Genomic DNA, 17,347 nt, shown 5'->3' on the forward strand with positions numbered 1-17,347 from the left:
ATGAAAAAGCAAAAATTCATTTTAAAAACCCTCTCTTTCATCGGATTTTTTGCAGCAGCGATTTTAATGGCAAGCTGTTCAAAAGATGATCCTGCATTAGAACCAGAGCCTCCAGTTGTAGTTGAGCCTCCAGTGGTGACTCCAACATTTAATGGACCAACTTATGCAGACAATTATACTTCAATGGCAAGTTGGGCGAGCAGATCGCAATGGAATCTGGCAAATGTACACGATCCATCAGTTGAGAAATCAGGCGAATATTATTATATGTATCAAACCGATGCCTCATACGGAAACGCGCACGATGGCAACGGACATTTTTTCTACAGAAGATCAAAAGATTTAATCAGCTGGGAATTTATGGGGCCTTTGATGCTTCAGGCTCCAGCTTGGGTAAAAGATTCTTTGAATAATAAAAGAGCGAGAATGAGTCCGGCACTTCCTCCAATAGAAAATCCAAATTACGGATTTTGGGCGCCTTGTGTTCGAAAAGTAGGGAATGTTTTCAGAATGTATTACAGCATCGTAGTAACAAATCCAATTACGGGAACAGATACAAATACTTCTTGGACAGAACGTGCTTTTATTGGTTTGGCAGAAACAACAGATTTAGCTTCTAATAATTGGGTTGACAAAGGAATGGTAGTTTGCTCAGAACCTGATGGCGTAAAAAGTTATGTTAGAAATGGAGGAAACGATTGGGATGCTTATTTTAAATTCAACGCTATCGATCCGAGTTTTATTGAAACTCCCGAAGGAGAACAATATTTAATTTACGGTTCTTGGCATTCTGGGATTGCAGCTTTAAAATTAAATCCTACAACTGGTAAACCAGATAAATTACAAACAATTGATGATTACGGAGTTCGAATTGCGGGTCGCGGAAATGTAAATACAAATCGCTGGCAAGCACTCGAAGGACCAGAAATTATCTACAATCCAGATACGCAATATTATTATTTGTTTTTGGCTTATGACGAATTATCGGTGGCTTATAACACACGTGTAGCCCGTTCCAAAAACATTCTTGGACCTTATGTGACAAACACAGGAATCAGTATTACAAACGGAGCAGAATGTTATCCTTTGGTTACACATCCATATCAATTTAAAAATCATACAGGATGGGTTGGATTTTCGCATTGCGCTGTTTTTCAAAATCCAGAAACAAAACAATGGTTTTATGCTTCACAGGCACGTTTGCCAGAAGGAGTTGCTGGAATTAATGTCTCAAATGCAGTTATGATGGGACATGTTCACGGAATTCAGTGGACAGAAGACGGCTGGCCCGTAATAGAGCCTGAACGTTACGCTGGAGTACCAACAACCACTTTTGCAGAAGGAAATCTGGTTGGAATTTGGGAGCAGATTACATTGAATTATCAATACAAAACCATGCAAAAAGCAGTTACAATTTATCTAACGGCTGACAAAAAAGTAAGCGGAGATGTAACAGGAACTTGGTCGTACGATTCTGCTAAAAAAATCGCTACCATAAACGGAGTTAAATGCAATGTAGTGGACGCTTGGGATTGGGAATCATCAACCAGAAAAGTAACGTTAACTTATGCTGGAATCAATAGTGCTGGAGTATCGGTTTGGGGCAAAAAAATAAATTAAAAATTTAAACACATAGAAGCATAGATTTTTTATTCAATAAAAGAGTAAAAAACAAATCTAGATTTGAACACATAGTCCCGAAGTTTCGGGATGAATTTAAACAAATGAAATGCTTTTTTCAGATAGCCACAGATAACAAAAAAATCAATTTAATCTGTGGCAAAAAAATAAGACAACAATGAAAAACCTATTGACAAATCTATCTGTTTTGCTTTTATCAATTGTGGGAACTGCCCAATCGGTAAAATTCAACAATCCTGCCATTACAGATAAATATACAGGAGACCCTGCTGCATTGGTTTACAAAGACAAAGTGTATTTGTATGCTGGTCATGACGAAGCGCCAAACGATTTTAATTTTTATAAAATGAATGAATGGTTGGTATATTCTTCTTCTGATATGAAAAAATGGGAATCGCATCCAGTGCCGTTAAAAGTAACCGATTTTAAATGGGCGAAAAGTGACGCATGGGCTTCGCAGGTGATCGAAAGAAATGGAAAATTTTATTGGTATGTAACGGTTGAACACGGTACTGTTCCAGGAAAATCTATTGGAGTTGCTGTCGCAGATAATCCGCTTGGACCTTTTAAAGATGCATTAGGAAAGGCCTTAATTACCAATGATATGACCAAATTTAGCGACATAACTTGGGACGATATCGATCCGACAGTTTTTATTGATACTGACGGACAAGCATATCTATTTTGGGGAAATACCGCTTGTCATTATGCAAAATTAAAAGAAAATATGACGGAAATAGAAGGTGAAATTCATCACATAAAACTGCCTAACTTTACTGAAGCGCCTTGGATTCACAAACACAAAGACTGGTATTATTTGTCGTACGCTTATGAATTTCCTGAAAAAATTGCCTATGCCATGAGTAAATCAATTACAGGACCTTGGGAATTTAAAGGAATTCTGAATGAAATTGCTGGAAATAGTAACACAAATCATCAGTCAATAATTGATTTTAAAGGACAATCCTATTTCATTTATCACAATGGAGCATCAAAACCAGATGGAGGAAGTTTTAGAAGATCTGTCTGCGTCGATAAATTATTTTATAACAAAGACGGAACTATTAAACGAATTGTTATGACATCTGAAGGAATACAGTAGTTTTTAGTATTCAGTCGCAGTTTTCAGTCAACCAAAAACTTAAACTTACTAAAATCACTTATATGGTTTACAAAAACATAAAATATACAATTTCGGCTTTTCTAATGTTCACAGTTTCCGTGGTTATGTCTCAGGAAATTGTCGTGCATGATCCGGTTGTTATCAAACAAAAAGATACATATTATTTATACTGTACAGGCAACGGAATAAGTGTTTTTAGTTCGAAAGATTTAAAAAAATGGAACAAGGAACCACAGGTTTTTGCAGAAAAGCCAGTTTGGGCAGATGGTGTTGCAGCCGATTTTAAAAATCATATTTGGGCGCCCGATATTTCATTCCATAACAATATTTATTATTTGTATTATTCTGTTTCAGCTTTCGCCAAAAATACTTCGGCGATTGGCGTTGCGACTAATACGACTTTAGATCCAAAAGATAAAAATTATAAATGGGTCGATCAGGGAATTGTCATTCAGTCACAACCAAACAGAGATATGTGGAACGCCATTGATCCGAATTTGGTTTTTGATGAAAATAACACGCCTTGGCTTTCTTTCGGTTCTTTTTGGGAAGGATTGAAATTGGTAAAATTAAATCCCGATTTAAAATCAATTGCGCAGCCTCAAGAATGGCATACAATCGCAAAACGTAAAAGAACTTTCGAATTACCAGATTCTGATCCTGGAGATGGTGCACTTGAAGCTCCTTTTATCTTTAAGAAAAATGGATATTATTATCAATTTCTTTCTTGGGATTTATGCTGTCGCGGAGAAAAAAGCACTTACAAAGTGGTTGTCGGAAGATCTAAAAATGTAACGGGACCCTATTTAGATAAAGAAGGAAAACAACTGGATCAAGGCGGAGGAAGTTTAGTAGTTCAAGGCGATGAAAACTATTTTGGTGTAGGACATAATAGCGCTTATACTTTCGACGGAAAAGATTATATCTTTTATCATGCTTACGAAAAGAAAACTAATGGAACACCAAGATTAGTAGTCAAAGAAATACAATGGGACGCTAATTTGTGGCCTGTTTTAAAATAGAATACAAGAATAATGATGAAATACAACTTACCAATTTTAACGATTTTTATGTCACTTCTGGTTTTGGTTTCGTGCAAAGAGACCAAAAATAATGTGGTGCAAAATAAAACGTCAGTTTTAAAAGCAGGTTACGAAATCGAACCCGTAAACATTCAAAATGTAAAACTGACCGATTCTTTTTGGCTTCCAATTATCAAAAGAGTGCAGGAAGTAACGATAGAATATGCGATTAAAAAATGTGATGAAGAAGGCCGTTTTGAGAACTTTTTAATCGCAGGAAAACAAAAAACAGGAACGGTTAGAGGTGAAATGCCTTTTGATGATACTGATGTTTACAAAATCATTGAAGGCGCATCAAATACCTTAATTTCTGCTCCAAATCCAAAACTAGAAAGAGTTTTAGATTCTTTGATTGCGATTGTAAAAATTGGTCAGGAAGAAGATGGTTATTTGACAACATGGAGAACCATAAATCCGGCAAAACCGCCTGCTACTTGGGTTCCAGTTATTGAAGGAAAACGTTGGGAATCATTGCAAATCAGTCATGAATGCTACAACGCCGGGCATTTAATTGAAGCTGCAGTTGTGCATTATGAGGCGACAGGAAAAAGAAATTTCCTTGACATAGCAATCAAAAATGCCGATTTGTTTGTGAAAACTTTTGGCGATGGTCCAGGTCAAGTAAAAGGAGTTCCGGGACATCAGATTATAGAAACGGGTTTGATTAAATTGTATCAAATTACAGGAAAAGAAGATTACTTGAAATTGGCTAAATACTTTTTAGACAATCGCGGAAATCCAAACAATCATAAATTATATGGCGAATATGCTCAGGATCATATTCCAGTAATTCAGCAAAATGAAGCTGTCGGACATGCTGTTCGTGCCGTTTATATGTATGCAGGAATGACGGATATTGCTGCCATGACTAAAGACAAATCATATGAAAATGCCGTAAATAATTTATGGGATAATATGGTAAACAAAAAAATGTACATCACGGGAGGAATTGGCTCAAGACATGATGGAGAAGCTTTTGGAACAAACTACGAATTGCCAAATCTAACTGCTTACAATGAAACATGTGCTGCAATTGGAGATGTATATTGGAATCATAGATTGCATAGTTTATATGGAAAATCACAATATTTTGATGTTATCGAAAGAACGATGTACAACGGATTAATTTCGGGTATTTCGCTTGACGGAAAACAATTTTTCTATCCAAATGCCTTAGAAGCAGATGGTGTTTACAAATCAAACAGAGGTTCTTGCACGCGTCAGGCTTGGTTTGACTGCTCTTGCTGTCCGACTAATTTAATTCGTTTTATTCCGTCAATTCCAGGATTGATTTATTCTAAAACGAACGATGATTTATATGTGAATTTATATGCTTCAAACAATGCTTCGTTCACATTAGGAAAAACAGATTTAGAGATTTCGCAACAGACTTCTTATCCTTGGAACGGAAAAGTAGGCATTTCTGTAAATCCTAAAAAAGAGAGCAAATTCACAATTAAACTTAGAGTTCCAGGTTGGGCAAGAAATGAAGTTTTACCAGGAGATTTATATACCTATAAGAAAGCTTCAACTCAAAAATCAACTATTACTGTAAACGGAGAAACATTAGCAATTCAGCCTGAAAATGGTTATTTCAACGTGACTAGAAATTGGAAAAAAGGAGATAAAATAGCTCTTAATTTCCCAATGGAAGTTCAGGAAGTAGAAACCAATTCTAAAGTAGAAACCAATAAAAACAAAGTCTCTTTAGAATATGGTCCTTTAGTATATGCGGTTGAAGAAATCGACAATAAAAACAATTTTGATAAGATCGATGTTTCAGCTTCAGATACTTTCAAAGTAAGAAAAGAAGCGAACTTATTGCAAGGTGTAAATGTGATCGAAAATTCAAAATTCACAGCCATTCCATATTATTCTTGGTCAAATCGAGGAGTTGGAAAAATGAAAGTTTGGATTGATTTTAAAGACTGAATTCCTCATAAATAAATTAAATGCAAACAAACCATTATAACATGCAAACTAACCTATTAAAAAAATTGGCACTTTCAGCCGTTGTTTTTGTAAGTGTTTCTTCTTGTACAGATAAAAAAGCAGAAAAAGGGTTGACGAAAGAAGAAGTGACTACCACAAAAACAACCTTAACAAATAAACCTATTGTGTTGCAAAGAGCAGATCCTTTTATCTACAAGCATACAGATGGGTATTACTATTTTACAGGATCGATACCAACCTATGACGCAATAGAGTTGAGGCGTGCAAAGTCTATTGATGAACTTCAAAATGCTGAAACCTTTAGAGTATGGGAAAAACATAAAAACGGACCAATGAGCCGTCATGTTTGGGCTCCTGAAATTCATTATTTAGATGGAAAATGGTACGTGTATTTTGCAGCAAGCGAAGAAGACGATATTTGGAAATTAAGACCTTATGTTTTGGAGTGTACAGGTCAGGATCCTTTACATGATAAGTGGATTGAATTGGGGCAAATGCAGGCAGCTGACGCCGATCCAAAAAGCTTTACCGATTTTTCTCTGGACGGGACTGTATTTGAGCATAAAAATAAGCGCTATTTCTGTTGGGCAGAAAAAACAGGCGGACAATTCGCATCTTCTAATTTGTATTTGGCCGAAATGGAATCACCCATAAAACTAAAAACAGTTCAATTCATGCTAACAACTCCAGATTATGATTGGGAACGTGTAGGTTTTTGGGTAAATGAAGGTCCTGCATTTCTTAAACACAATGGGAAAATTTACATTACCTTTTCAGCAAGTGCTACGGGTTCTTGTTATAGTATGGGAATGATGGAAGCAGATGAAAATGCTGATTTATTAGATAGAAATTCTTGGAAAAAATCCAGATATCCAGTATTAAAAACCAATGAAGCAAAACATATTTACGGGCCAGGGCATAACTCATTTACAGTAGATGAAAACGGAGAACCATTGGTAATTTATCATGCAAGGGATTATGAAAAAGCTGTTGGTGATCCAAAAGTGGTGCCTGCTACAGATAAAAGACCGTTGAAGGATATTATTGCAGATCCGTTATATGATCCTAATCGTCATGCGAGAATGATGAAATTAAAATTTGATAAAAACGGTACACCAATATTCGAATTTAACTAAGTTGATTAAGATTTTCCAGCTTACTCTTTAACGGTTTTAAAGATTAAGATGAAATAATCGCAACATTATAAATGTAACATTGACATTTATTTTTTGTTTTGAGCTTAAATCTTTGTTTTGATGCATTTTTTGTAAAAATTAAGGAACAAAATTTTATTAAGTGTTTTTTATACACTTATGAATTATTTATAATTATATTTGTCAATATTTTAAAATAAATACGAATGAAAAATTATGTAATAGGATTGGACTACGGAACAGATTCTGTTCGCGCGGTGCTAATTGATACAGAAAATGGGCAGGAGCTGGCATCGAATGTTTCTCATTACAAAAGATGGAAAAACAAACAATATTGTGACGCCTCTATAAACCAATTTCGTCAGCATCCTTTGGATCATATTGAAGGATTGGAAACTACGATTCAAAACGTTGTAAAAGAAAGTAAAGTAGATCCGGCATTGGTTCGCGGAATCTGTATTGATACAACAGGATCTTCTCCAGTTCCAGTTACAAAAGATGGAACGCCATTAGCATTAACAAAAGGTTTTGAAGAAAACCCAAATGCAATGATGGTTTTATGGAAAGATCATACTTCTATTAATGAAGCAAACGAAATCAACGAACTGGCAGTAAGCTGGGGTGGAGAAGATGTTACAAAATACGTTGGAGGAATTTATTCTTCGGAATGGTTTTGGGCAAAAATCCTTCACATTGCAAGACAAGATGAAGCGGTTCGAAATGCAGCGCATACTTGGATGGAGCACTGCGATTTAATGACGTATTTATTAATCGAAGATAAAGATTTAAAAACCTTCAAAAGAAGCCGTTGCGCTGCAGGTCACAAAGCAATGTGGCACACAGACTGGAACGGATTGCCACCAGTTGAATTCTTGGAAAAATTACATCCGTATTTGGCGCAACTTCGCGGAAACTTATACGATGAAACTTATACATCCGATTTAGTTGCCGGAAATTTAAGTAAAGAATGGGCAGATCGTTTAGGACTTTCTACAGAAACAGTTGTTGCTGTTGGAACTTTCGATGCGCATTCTGGAGCTGTAGGAGCTAAGATTGGTGAAAATACTTTAGTTCGTGTAATGGGAACTTCAACTTGCGATATTCTGGTTGGTTCTTATGATGAAGTAGGAACAAAAACCGTTCGTGGCATCTGCGGACAAGTTGATGGTTCAGTTATTCCAGGATTTATCGGTTTGGAAGCAGGGCAATCTGCTTTTGGAGATTTATTAGCTTGGTACAAAGAATTATTAATGTGGCCGACAGAACATTTATTAGCTTCTTCATCAACTTTAAATGATGCTCAAAAAGAACAATTAAGAGAAGAATTCAGTGATAAATTAATTGTTGAATTAACAAAAGAAGCAGAGAAAATTCCAGTTTCAGAAAGTCTTCCAATTGCTTTAGATTGGATTAACGGACGTAGAACTCCAGATGCAAATCAGGAAGTAAAAAGTGTCATTTCAAACCTTTCTTTAGGAACAAAAGCTCCGCATATTTTTAAAGCTTTAGTAAACGCAATTTGTTTTGGAGCGAAGAAAATTGTAGATCGTTTTGAAGAAGAAGGTGTAAAAATTGACAGCGTTATCGGCATTGGTGGTGTGGCTAGAAAATCTCCTTTCATTATGCAGACTTTGGCTAACGTTTTAAACAAACCAATTAAAGTTGCAGCTTCAGACCAAACTCCAGCTTTAGGTGCAGCAATTTATGCAGCCGTTGCAGCAGGGATTTATCCAAATGTAATCGAAGCAAGCCAAAAAATCGGAAGCGATTTTGATGGAGAATATTTCCCTCAATTAGATAAAGTAGCAGCTTACAATAAACTACTTATTGCTTACGAACAATTAAGTGTTTTTGCAGATCCAACTATTAAAATTTCTCAAAATGAGTTCTCAGTATAAAGATTTAAAACAAGAATGTTACGAAGCCAATATGCAATTAAATGCATTGAATTTGGTGGTTTATACTTTCGGTAATGTAAGCGCTGTGGATAGAAAAAATGGTGTTTTTGCTATTAAACCAAGTGGCGTTCCTTACGAAGATTTAAAACCTGAAGATATCGTAATTGTCGATTTTGATAATAACGTAATTGAAGGCACAATGCGTCCGTCATCTGACACAAAAACGCATGCTTATTTGTACAAACATTGGCCAAATATTGGAGGTGTTGCGCATACACACGCAACGTATTCTGTGGCTTGGGCACAATCTCAGCAAGATATTCCAATTTTCGGAACAACACATGCTGATCACTTAACAGCTGATATTCCGTGTGCGCCCCCGATGGCAGATCATTTAATTGAAGGAAACTACGAACACAATACCGGAATTCAGATTTTGGATTGCTTCAAAGAAAAAAATCTTTCTTATGAAGAAGTAGAAATGATTTTGATAGGAAATCACGGCCCATTTGCATGGGGAAAAAACGCTGCAAAAGCGGTTTACAACAGTAAAGTTCTTGAAGTTGTGGCAGAAATGGCCTACCTGACTTTACAAATAAACCCAAACGCACCAAGATTAAAAGATTCATTAATAAAGAAACATTACAACCGTAAACACGGAAAAGATTCGTATTACGGACAATAGTTTTTGTTTCAGGTTTTCTTTGTTTCAAGTTTCAAGTTGTTGGAACGTGAAACTTAAACCTTTAAACAAACAGATATAAAACAATAAATAACAATAACAATTCGAGTTTTTTAGATTCCAGTAACCTGAAACCTGAAACTTGAAACAAAATAAACAACAAAATGATTGACATTTCTCAAAAAGAAGTATGGTTTGTAGTAGGAAGCCAAGAATTATACGGTGAAGAAACACTAAGAAAAGTAGCAGAACATTCACAGATTATCGCAAAAGGATTAGATGCTTCGGCTTCAATTCCAGTAAAAGTGGTTTATAAAGATGTGGTGAAATCACCTTCGCAGATTTTAGATGTTTGTTTAGCAGCAAACTCTGCTAAAAACTGTATCGGAATTATTGCGTGGATGCATACTTTCTCTCCAGCAAAAATGTGGATTGGCGGTTTGAACATTTTGAAAAAGCCATTATGCCACTTGCATACACAATATAATGCTGAAATTCCGTGGGGATCTATCGACATGGATTTCATGAACTTGAACCAATCGGCTCACGGAGATCGTGAATTCGGTTTTATTATGTCAAGATTACGTAAAAAACGTAAAGTAGTAGTTGGACATTGGGAAGATCAAAGAGTTCAAAAACAGTTAGGAATCTGGTCAAGAGTAGTTCTTGGATGGGATGAACTTCAAAACCTAAAAGTAGCTCGTATTGGAGATAATATGCGTGAAGTTGCCGTTACAGAAGGTGATAAAGTTGAAGCTCAAATTCGTTTCGGAATGTCTGTAAATGGATACGATTCTTCAGACGTTACAAAACATATCGAGAAAGTAACAGACAAACAATTAGCTGATTTATTAGCGGTTTATGAGTCTTCTTATAACTTAACAGATTCTTTAAAAGAAGGCGGAGCACAAAGAAGCTCATTAGTTGAAGCAGCAAAAATAGAATTAGGTTTAAGAGCTTTCCTTGAAGAGGGGGGATTTGGAGCTTTCACAGATACATTTGAAAACCTTGGAGTTTGGAAACAATTGCCAGGAATCGCAACACAAAGATTAATGGCCGATGGTTATGGTTTTGGTGGAGAAGGAGACTGGAAAACGGCTGCAATGGTTAGAGCATTAAAAGTAATGTGTGTTGGTCTTGAAGGAGGAACTTCTTTCATGGAAGATTACACGTACCACTTCACGCCTCAAAAATCATATGTTTTAGGTTCTCACATGTTGGAAATCTGCCCATCTATCGCTGACGGAAAACCTTCTTGCGAAGTGCATCCATTAGGAATTGGAGGAAAAGAAGATCCAGCTCGTTTGGTATTTAATTCACCAGCTGGAGATGCAATCAACGTTTCATTGGTTGATATGGGAACTCGTTTTCGTTTAATTGTGAACGAAGTGGAGGCTGTCAAACCAATGGCAGAATTACCAAAACTTCCTGTAGCACGTGTTCTTTGGGATTGTAAACCAAATCTTGAAGTTGCAGCAACAGCTTGGATTTTAGCTGGTGGAGCGCATCATACAGTTTACAGCCAGTCAATCACAACAGAATATATGGAAGATTTCGCAGACATTGCTGGAATCGAATTATTGGTAATTGATGAAAAGACGACTGTAAGAGAGTTTAAAGATAAAATCAATGCTAATGAAGCATATTTCCATTTGTTTCAACACGGCCTGTAAGGCAGTAAAATGTAATTTGTAAGATGTAAAATGTGAAAAAACTTAAAAAGGTAATTTTTACATTTTTAAAATGATTAAATTTCACGTCTAACATTTTACATCTAACATTTAACTTTTTACAAATCAAAAAAATAACCATTTATGAATGTATTAAAACGTTGTGTTTTCGGTCTAAGCCTTTTAAGTTTGGCTGCAGTTTCAGTTCAGTGTAAAGGCGATAAAAAAGCTGATACAGAAAAAGTTGCCACTGATGAAAAAGCATTAGTTACAATCGATAAATCAGAATACGGAACTACTGCCAAAGGCGAAAAAGTAGAGAGCTATAAATTGAAAAACCAAAATGGGATGGAAGTAGACATCATCACTTTTGGAGGAAGAATTACAGATTTGAAAGTGCCTAATAAAGCAGGTGTTTCTGAAAATGTAGTAATCGGATTCAGTTCTTTAGCGCAATACGAAAAAGAGAATCCATTTTTTGGAGCTTTGATCGGAAGATACGGAAACCGAATTGCAAAAGGTAAATTTTCATTAGATGGAAAAGATTATCAATTAGCGATTAACAATGCGCCAAATGCTTTACACGGAGGTCCGCAAGGATTTTTTAATGTAGTTTGGAAAGCTGATGAGGTTAAATCTGGTGAAACAGCTTCATTAAAATTGTCTTACTTAAGTAAAGATATGGAAGAAGGTTACCCAGGAAACTTAAAGGTTGCAGTAACATATACATTGACAAATGACAATCAGTTAGAAGTGCTTTATGAAGCAACAACAGACAAAAAAACGGTTGTTAACTTAACGCAGCATTCATATTTCAATTTATCTGGAGATTTTACCAAAACTATCTTAGATCATGAATTGACTTTAAATGCAGATAAATTGGTTCCAGTTGATGCGGATTTAATTCCAACAGGAAAATTAGATGATGTTGCTGGAACTCCTTTCGATTTTAGAACACCAAAATTAATTGGAAAAGACATCAATGCTAAAAATGACCAGTTAGAAAAAGGAAAAGGCTACGACCACTGCTGGGTTTTGAACAATCCTGAAAAAGGAAAAACAATCATTGCAAAAGTATATCACGCAGCAAGCGGAAGAGTTATGGAAATGACAACAGATGAGCCTGGAATTCAGTTTTACTCTGGAAATTTCCTTGACGGAACGTTGCCAATGCCAAACGGAGGAACTTTTGCACATAGAACAGGATTATGTTTAGAAACAGAACATTATCCAGATTCTCCAAACCAGAAAAATTTTCCAACAACGGTTTTAAACCCAGGAGAAAATTATAAAACTAAAACTACTTTTAAATTCTCGGTAAAAAAATAGTTTTAGAATCTGTTAATTAGTTTAGTAATTCTCTAAAACCTCGAAAGGCCATCGCTTTCGAGGTTTTTTTATTTCAATGATTCTGCTTTACATTTGAATCATAATATAAAAAACGTGATCGTGAAAAGAATAATTATTTATATCCCTATTTTAGTTTTGTCTATTCAAAGCTGTCAGAATAAAGATAATAACCAATTAAAAAACAGTTCTGTTATTAAAAGCGATTCCATAAACAAAGAGGGAGTTAATATTGATTCTAAAGCGCAGATAGAATTAGTTAAAAATTTTATGAAATGGTATATTGAAAATCTAGATAAATTGTATAAGTTTAAAACTATTGGAGGAGGAGAAAGTGTAGCCGAAAATGAAGAACCGAAAAATTATTTTGTAAATTTCAGTGAGGTTGAAAAATATATTGTTGCATTAAAACAAAGTGGTTTTTTAACAGAGAACTTTCTTAAAAATGAAAAGCAAACATTTATAGACGGAGACAAATATTTTAAAGAAAATCCAGAGAATGACGGCCCGCCTTATGGATTTGATTATGACCGTTTCTTTTTTACCCAAGAAACTTTTGAAGAAGATTTACCTAATATTGAAAAGATAAAATATGTTGTTAATCAAAAAGATAGCTTTAATTCTGAAGTTAAGTTTTATCTTCCAATATGCGGAATCAACTATAAATATTCTTTGAAGAATATAGATCGAAAATGGTTTATTGATAAAATAGAATCTGTTAATTAATTTAGTAATTTTAAAAAAACCTCGAAAGCATTACTTTCGAGGTTTTTTTGTTTGTAAATATCAAAACGCATTTCTTTCAATAAGTACTTTATTGATTTATTCAAATCTTTCTTACATTTGAAAAACAACTATCCTAAAAAAACTTACTTATGAAGAAACCGATTAAACTACTAATCTTGGTATTGACCTATTCTGTATGTGTAATAGCAAACGCTCAGGTTCCGATGAATTTTAAATTCGACACACCTTATGGTAAAAACTCTGCTGTTGGAAAGTTTGTTGAACTCAATGGGGCTAAAATTTATTATGAAGAATACGGAAAAGGAGAACCTTTGTTGTTGATTCACGGAAACGGAGGAAGTATTGAATCAATGGGAAATCAAATTGATTATTTTAAAAGTAAGTACAGAGTTATTGTTTCTGATAATAGAGGACAAGGAAAATCAGAGTTGAAAACGGACTCTCTGACTTATGTTCAAATCACAAAAGATATAGAAGAATTAGTTAAGCACTTGAGATTAGATTCGTTAAATATTATTGGATGGAGTGACGGAGGAATTGTCGCGTTGCAAATGGGAATTTCAGGAAAGTCAAAAATAAAAAAGATTGTAGCAATGGGCGCCAATTTAAGACCTGATTCTACAGCTGTTAACTCTTGGGCGACAAAAGATGTTCAGAACATGAGAAAAATGATTATTTCTAAAATTAAAGAAAAAGACACGAGCGAGAATTGGAATCTGCAAAAACAACTTGCCGGACTTTTAGTAGATCAGCCTAATATTGCAGCGAAAGATTTATCGAAAATTAAAGCGAAAGTGCTTGTAATAGCTGGAGATAAAGACATTATTAAAAACGAACATTCGGTTGAGATTTTCGAAAATATACCTAAAGCGCAATTATGCATTATGCCCGGAGAGACCCATTTTACACCAGCTTCAAATCCAGAATTGTTTAATGCATTAGCGAATAAGTTTTTATCAGAATCTTTTAAAAGACCGGATTCAGATTGGACTAAATGGGGTAAATAAAATTGAATCGACAGAATTGTGTTATTTTAGCCATGAATTTCAACTTCATTTAATTCGTGGATAAAAAAACATAAAAATGATTTTCAAACATTTATTTAAAGCAGAAGCAAATTGGACTTCAAAGCAAACTCCGGCAAATCCTTCTAAAAGATTCTACAGCAAAAGCCATAAAATTCAAATTGAAGGAAAACCAGTTTTAGACGTTTCAGCAGCAAAAGCTTTTAAAGGCGATCCATCATTATATAACCCCGAAGATTTACTGTTGAGCAGTTTAGTTTCCTGCCACATGATGTCTTATTTGTATGTTTGTTCTCAAAACGGAATAGAAGTTCTCGAATATTCGGACAACGCAGAAGCAACTTTAGAAGTAAATCAAGATGGAAGCGGTCGTTTTGTTGAGGCAAGATTATATCCGAAAGTGAAAATTTCAAATTCAGATCAAATTGAATTAGCATTAGAGCTGCATCAAAAAGCAAATCAATTGTGTTTTATTGCTAATTCTTGCAATTTTAGTGTTGTGCATGAGGCGAGTTGTGAAGTGATATAAAAAGAAAAAACCTCTTCCGTTAAGAAGAGGTTTTTCGTACCCGGAGCCGGAGTCGAACCGGCACGGTTTCCCACAGGTGTTTGAGACCAGCGCGTCTACCAATTCCGCCATCCGGGCGTAGCAGACGAAAAAATAAATGATAAACCAGTTATTTTAACGCAATAGAATGAAGTCATAAATGATGTCATTCCTTTAACACGGTGCAAATGTAAAAAATAAAATTAAAAATTCTAATAAAAATACTTAAATATTTGCTTTCAGTGTTCAATAAATTTTATAAATTTGCAGCTCGTTAAAACGAAGCACACACAACTAACTACATCCGAGACATTTATATGCTTCTGCTTTATTCAAAAGATAATGCAAGATTTTTTAAAAGTAACGGAATAAAACAACAAATTACAATGTCGCACCTAGAACCAGAAGCTAAAATTTTTGCTTGTTCACAAAGTGTTTATCTTGCAGAAAAAATTGCAAAAGACTACGGGATTCCGTTAGGAAAAGTAACGATGTCAACGTATAGTGATGGAGAATTTCAGCCATCTTACGAAGAATCAATAAGAGGTTTACGAGTATTTATCGTATGTTCAACTTTTCCAAGTGCAGATAATCTGATGGAATTGTTGTTAATGATTGATGCAGCAAAACGCGCATCAGCAAGACATATTACAGCTGTTATGCCTTATTTTGGTTGGGCAAGACAAGATAGAAAAGACAAACCAAGAGTTCCAATTGGAGCTAAGTTAGTGGCAAACCTATTAACAGCTGCAGGAGCAACAAGAATCATGACAATGGATCTTCATGCAGATCAAATTCAAGGATTCTTCGAAAAACCAGTAGACCATTTATTTGCATCTACAATCTTTTTACCATACGTAGAAAGTTTAAATTTAGAAAATCTAACAATTGCATCTCCAGATATGGGAGGTTCAAAAAGAGCATATGCTTACTCTAAGTTTTTAGAATCAGATGTAGTAATCTGTTACAAACAAAGGAAAGCAGCCAACGTTATCGACACTATGGAACTAATTGGTGAAGTAAAAGGACGTAACGTAATCTTAGTAGACGACATGATCGATACAGGAGGAACTTTAGCGAAAGCGGCAGACCTAATGATCGAAAAAGGAGCGCTAAGTGTAAGAGCAATTTGTACACACGCTATTTTATCTGGCGGTGCGTATGAGAAAATTGAAAACTCAAAACTAACAGAATTAATCGTAACAGATTCAATTCCGTTAAAGAGAGAATCAAATAAAATAAAAGTGGTAAGCTGTGCGCCTTTATTTGCAGAGGTTATGCAGATGGTTCACCACAACAATTCCATCAGTGGAAAATTTATAATGTAGTCATTGCGAGGAACGAAGCAATCTCACTACACTAAGAATTAGAATATTTATATTAATAACTATATTTTTTTAAAATGAAATCGATTACAATTAAAGGATCAGAAAGAGAAAGCGTGGGCAAAGTGTCAACTAAAGCCTTACGTAATGCTGGAGCGGTTCCTTGCGTGTTATACGGAGGAAATCAAGCAGTACACTTCTCAGCAGACGCTGCAGCGTTCAAAAACTTGGTTTACACTCCAAATGCACACACAGTTGTGATTGAGCTTGGAAAAGGAAAATCATTCAATGCAATTTTGCAAGATATCCAAGTTCACCCAGTAACTGACAAAATTTTACACATTGACTTCTTCCAATTATTTGATGATAAAGAAATCACAATGGAAGTTCCTGTGAAAATCGTTGGTACATCTAAAGGTGTTCTTGCGGGAGGTGTTTTACGTCTTAACCAACGTAAATTAAAAGTTAAAGCTTTACCAGCAAATCTTCCAGATTTCGTTGAAGCTGACATCACTCCACTTGAAATGGGTAACAAATTATATGTTACTAAAGTTGGAAAACCAGAGTACAAAATTATGCACCCAGACAACACAGTTGTTTGTCAAGTGAGAATCTCTCGTGCTGCTATGAAAGCTGCTCAAGAGGCTGCAAAAGCTGCAAAAGCTCCTGCAAAAGGAAAGAAAAAATAATTTTTTTTCAAAACTCTATACAAAAAGCCTCAATCTTACGATTGGGGCTTTTTTTTAGCTTCTAAGTTACTAAGTTGTTGAGATGCCAAGGTTTTTTATTTTGAAAGGACTTCGACTTAGCTCAGTCTGACAAATGAAGCGTGTCTAGCTGAGCTAAGTCGAAGCTCTTTTAAGAAATCATCTAATTGTCACATTCTCAAATTTTCTAATTATTTTTTTAGAAGCAGTAACTGTCCTTTTCATAAGACGTGACATTCCTGCCATCCGCTATATCTTTTCCTGGCTAAAGAAGCCAGAAAAAGGATGTCGCTTCTGTCAGGGCTAGCGAGAAAATATCTTTTTCATAAGATTTTAACAAGTCTTCTTTCAATGGTGCCTTTTCGAACTCTTTTAAAGCTTCAGTTAATAGGGGATGCTTCAATTTTCTTAGCGACCTTTGCGCAAAACCTTCGTGAACTTTGCGG

The 17,347-nt window shown here is 35.2% G+C and carries 14 protein-coding genes and 1 tRNA gene; 14 read left to right on the top strand and 1 reads right to left on the bottom strand.

Features of this window, described 5'->3' with window-relative positions; all coding sequences use genetic code 11:
• The 12 genes from OD917_RS12415 to OD917_RS12470 all read left to right on the top strand — a co-directional run bounded on the left by OD917_RS12415 (position 1) and on the right by OD917_RS12470 (position 14,851).
• A complete protein-coding gene (locus tag OD917_RS12415) occupies positions 1–1,620 on the top strand; it encodes an arabinan endo-1,5-alpha-L-arabinosidase (RefSeq protein WP_263523821.1) in 1,620 nt (539 codons plus the stop codon).
• Between the two features lie 178 nt (positions 1,621–1,798).
• The gene (locus tag OD917_RS12420) at positions 1,799–2,743 is read left to right on the top strand and encodes a glycoside hydrolase family 43 protein (RefSeq protein ID WP_263523822.1); all 945 of its coding nucleotides are present in this window, start codon (positions 1,799–1,801) and stop codon (positions 2,741–2,743) included.
• A gap of 62 nt (positions 2,744–2,805) precedes the next feature.
• Positions 2,806–3,786, top strand: coding sequence for an arabinan endo-1,5-alpha-L-arabinosidase (locus OD917_RS12425; RefSeq protein ID WP_263523823.1), 981 nt, complete (start codon positions 2,806–2,808; stop codon positions 3,784–3,786).
• 12 nt (positions 3,787–3,798) lie between these two features.
• Entirely contained in the window at positions 3,799–5,778 is a 1,980-nt protein-coding gene (locus OD917_RS12430) for a glycoside hydrolase family 127 protein (RefSeq protein ID WP_263523824.1), read from the top strand.
• Positions 5,779–5,819: 41 nt separating this feature from the next.
• Positions 5,820–6,935, top strand: coding sequence for a family 43 glycosylhydrolase (locus OD917_RS12435; protein WP_263523825.1), 1,116 nt, complete (start codon positions 5,820–5,822; stop codon positions 6,933–6,935).
• A 224-nt stretch (positions 6,936–7,159) separates the two neighbouring features.
• Positions 7,160–8,851 carry a ribulokinase gene (locus OD917_RS12440; protein WP_263523826.1) on the top strand — a complete coding sequence of 564 codons (1,692 nt, stop codon included), beginning with the start codon at positions 7,160–7,162 and terminating at the stop codon, positions 8,849–8,851.
• On the top strand, positions 8,835–9,536 hold the full coding sequence (locus tag OD917_RS12445; protein ID WP_095930674.1) for an L-ribulose-5-phosphate 4-epimerase: 702 nt from the start codon (positions 8,835–8,837) through the stop codon (positions 9,534–9,536). The genes OD917_RS12440 and OD917_RS12445 overlap by 17 nt, the downstream gene beginning before the upstream one ends.
• A gap of 161 nt (positions 9,537–9,697) precedes the next feature.
• Complete coding sequence (araA, locus tag OD917_RS12450; RefSeq protein ID WP_263523827.1) at positions 9,698–11,206, top strand: L-arabinose isomerase; 1,509 nt, start codon at positions 9,698–9,700, stop codon at positions 11,204–11,206.
• 141 nt (positions 11,207–11,347) lie between these two features.
• Positions 11,348–12,532: an aldose epimerase family protein gene (locus OD917_RS12455; RefSeq protein WP_263523828.1), complete on the top strand. Its 1,185-nt coding sequence runs from the start codon at positions 11,348–11,350 to the stop codon at positions 12,530–12,532.
• Between the two features lie 120 nt (positions 12,533–12,652).
• Positions 12,653–13,276 carry a hypothetical protein gene (locus OD917_RS12460; RefSeq protein WP_263523829.1) on the top strand — a complete coding sequence of 208 codons (624 nt, stop codon included), beginning with the start codon at positions 12,653–12,655 and terminating at the stop codon, positions 13,274–13,276.
• 149 nt (positions 13,277–13,425) lie between these two features.
• A complete protein-coding gene (locus tag OD917_RS12465; protein ID WP_263523830.1) occupies positions 13,426–14,304 on the top strand; it encodes an alpha/beta fold hydrolase in 879 nt (292 codons plus the stop codon).
• Positions 14,305–14,380: 76 nt separating this feature from the next.
• A complete protein-coding gene (locus tag OD917_RS12470) occupies positions 14,381–14,851 on the top strand; it encodes an OsmC family protein (RefSeq protein WP_263523831.1) in 471 nt (156 codons plus the stop codon).
• A 37-nt stretch (positions 14,852–14,888) separates the two neighbouring features.
• Here the strand turns inward: OD917_RS12470 and OD917_RS12475 are convergent.
• Positions 14,889–14,968, bottom strand: a tRNA-Leu gene (locus OD917_RS12475).
• A 287-nt stretch (positions 14,969–15,255) separates the two neighbouring features.
• Between OD917_RS12475 and OD917_RS12480 the strand changes: the two genes are divergently transcribed.
• Positions 15,256–16,197 (top strand): ribose-phosphate pyrophosphokinase, encoded by a 942-nt coding sequence (locus OD917_RS12480; protein ID WP_163409204.1) that lies wholly within the window; start codon positions 15,256–15,258, stop codon positions 16,195–16,197.
• Positions 16,198–16,271: 74 nt separating this feature from the next.
• The gene (locus OD917_RS12485) at positions 16,272–16,883 is read left to right on the top strand and encodes a 50S ribosomal protein L25/general stress protein Ctc (protein WP_026727205.1); all 612 of its coding nucleotides are present in this window, start codon (positions 16,272–16,274) and stop codon (positions 16,881–16,883) included.
• Positions 16,884–17,347 lie beyond the last annotated feature (464 nt).

This window comes from Flavobacterium sp. SH_e, from assembly GCF_025717045.1.
Lineage (GTDB): Bacteria > Bacteroidota > Bacteroidia > Flavobacteriales > Flavobacteriaceae > Flavobacterium.

Excerpts from the sequence above, each read along its gene's own strand:
- OD917_RS12415 (WP_263523821.1), top strand. The coding sequence starts at position 1 with ATGAAAAAGCAAAAATTCATTTTAAAAACCCTCTCTTTCATCGGATTT.
- OD917_RS12420 (WP_263523822.1), top strand. The coding sequence starts at position 1,799 with ATGAAAAACCTATTGACAAATCTATCTGTTTTGCTTTTATCAATTGTG.
- OD917_RS12425 (WP_263523823.1), top strand. The coding sequence starts at position 2,806 with ATGGTTTACAAAAACATAAAATATACAATTTCGGCTTTTCTAATGTTC.
- OD917_RS12430 (WP_263523824.1), top strand. The coding sequence starts at position 3,799 with ATGATGAAATACAACTTACCAATTTTAACGATTTTTATGTCACTTCTG.
- OD917_RS12435 (WP_263523825.1), top strand. The coding sequence starts at position 5,820 with ATGCAAACTAACCTATTAAAAAAATTGGCACTTTCAGCCGTTGTTTTT.
- OD917_RS12440 (WP_263523826.1), top strand. The coding sequence starts at position 7,160 with ATGAAAAATTATGTAATAGGATTGGACTACGGAACAGATTCTGTTCGC.
- OD917_RS12445 (WP_095930674.1), top strand. The coding sequence starts at position 8,835 with ATGAGTTCTCAGTATAAAGATTTAAAACAAGAATGTTACGAAGCCAAT.
- araA (WP_263523827.1), top strand. The coding sequence starts at position 9,698 with ATGATTGACATTTCTCAAAAAGAAGTATGGTTTGTAGTAGGAAGCCAA.
- OD917_RS12455 (WP_263523828.1), top strand. The coding sequence starts at position 11,348 with ATGAATGTATTAAAACGTTGTGTTTTCGGTCTAAGCCTTTTAAGTTTG.
- OD917_RS12465 (WP_263523830.1), top strand. The coding sequence starts at position 13,426 with ATGAAGAAACCGATTAAACTACTAATCTTGGTATTGACCTATTCTGTA.
- OD917_RS12470 (WP_263523831.1), top strand. The coding sequence starts at position 14,381 with ATGATTTTCAAACATTTATTTAAAGCAGAAGCAAATTGGACTTCAAAG.
- OD917_RS12480 (WP_163409204.1), top strand. The coding sequence starts at position 15,256 with ATGTCGCACCTAGAACCAGAAGCTAAAATTTTTGCTTGTTCACAAAGT.
- OD917_RS12485 (WP_026727205.1), top strand. The coding sequence starts at position 16,272 with ATGAAATCGATTACAATTAAAGGATCAGAAAGAGAAAGCGTGGGCAAA.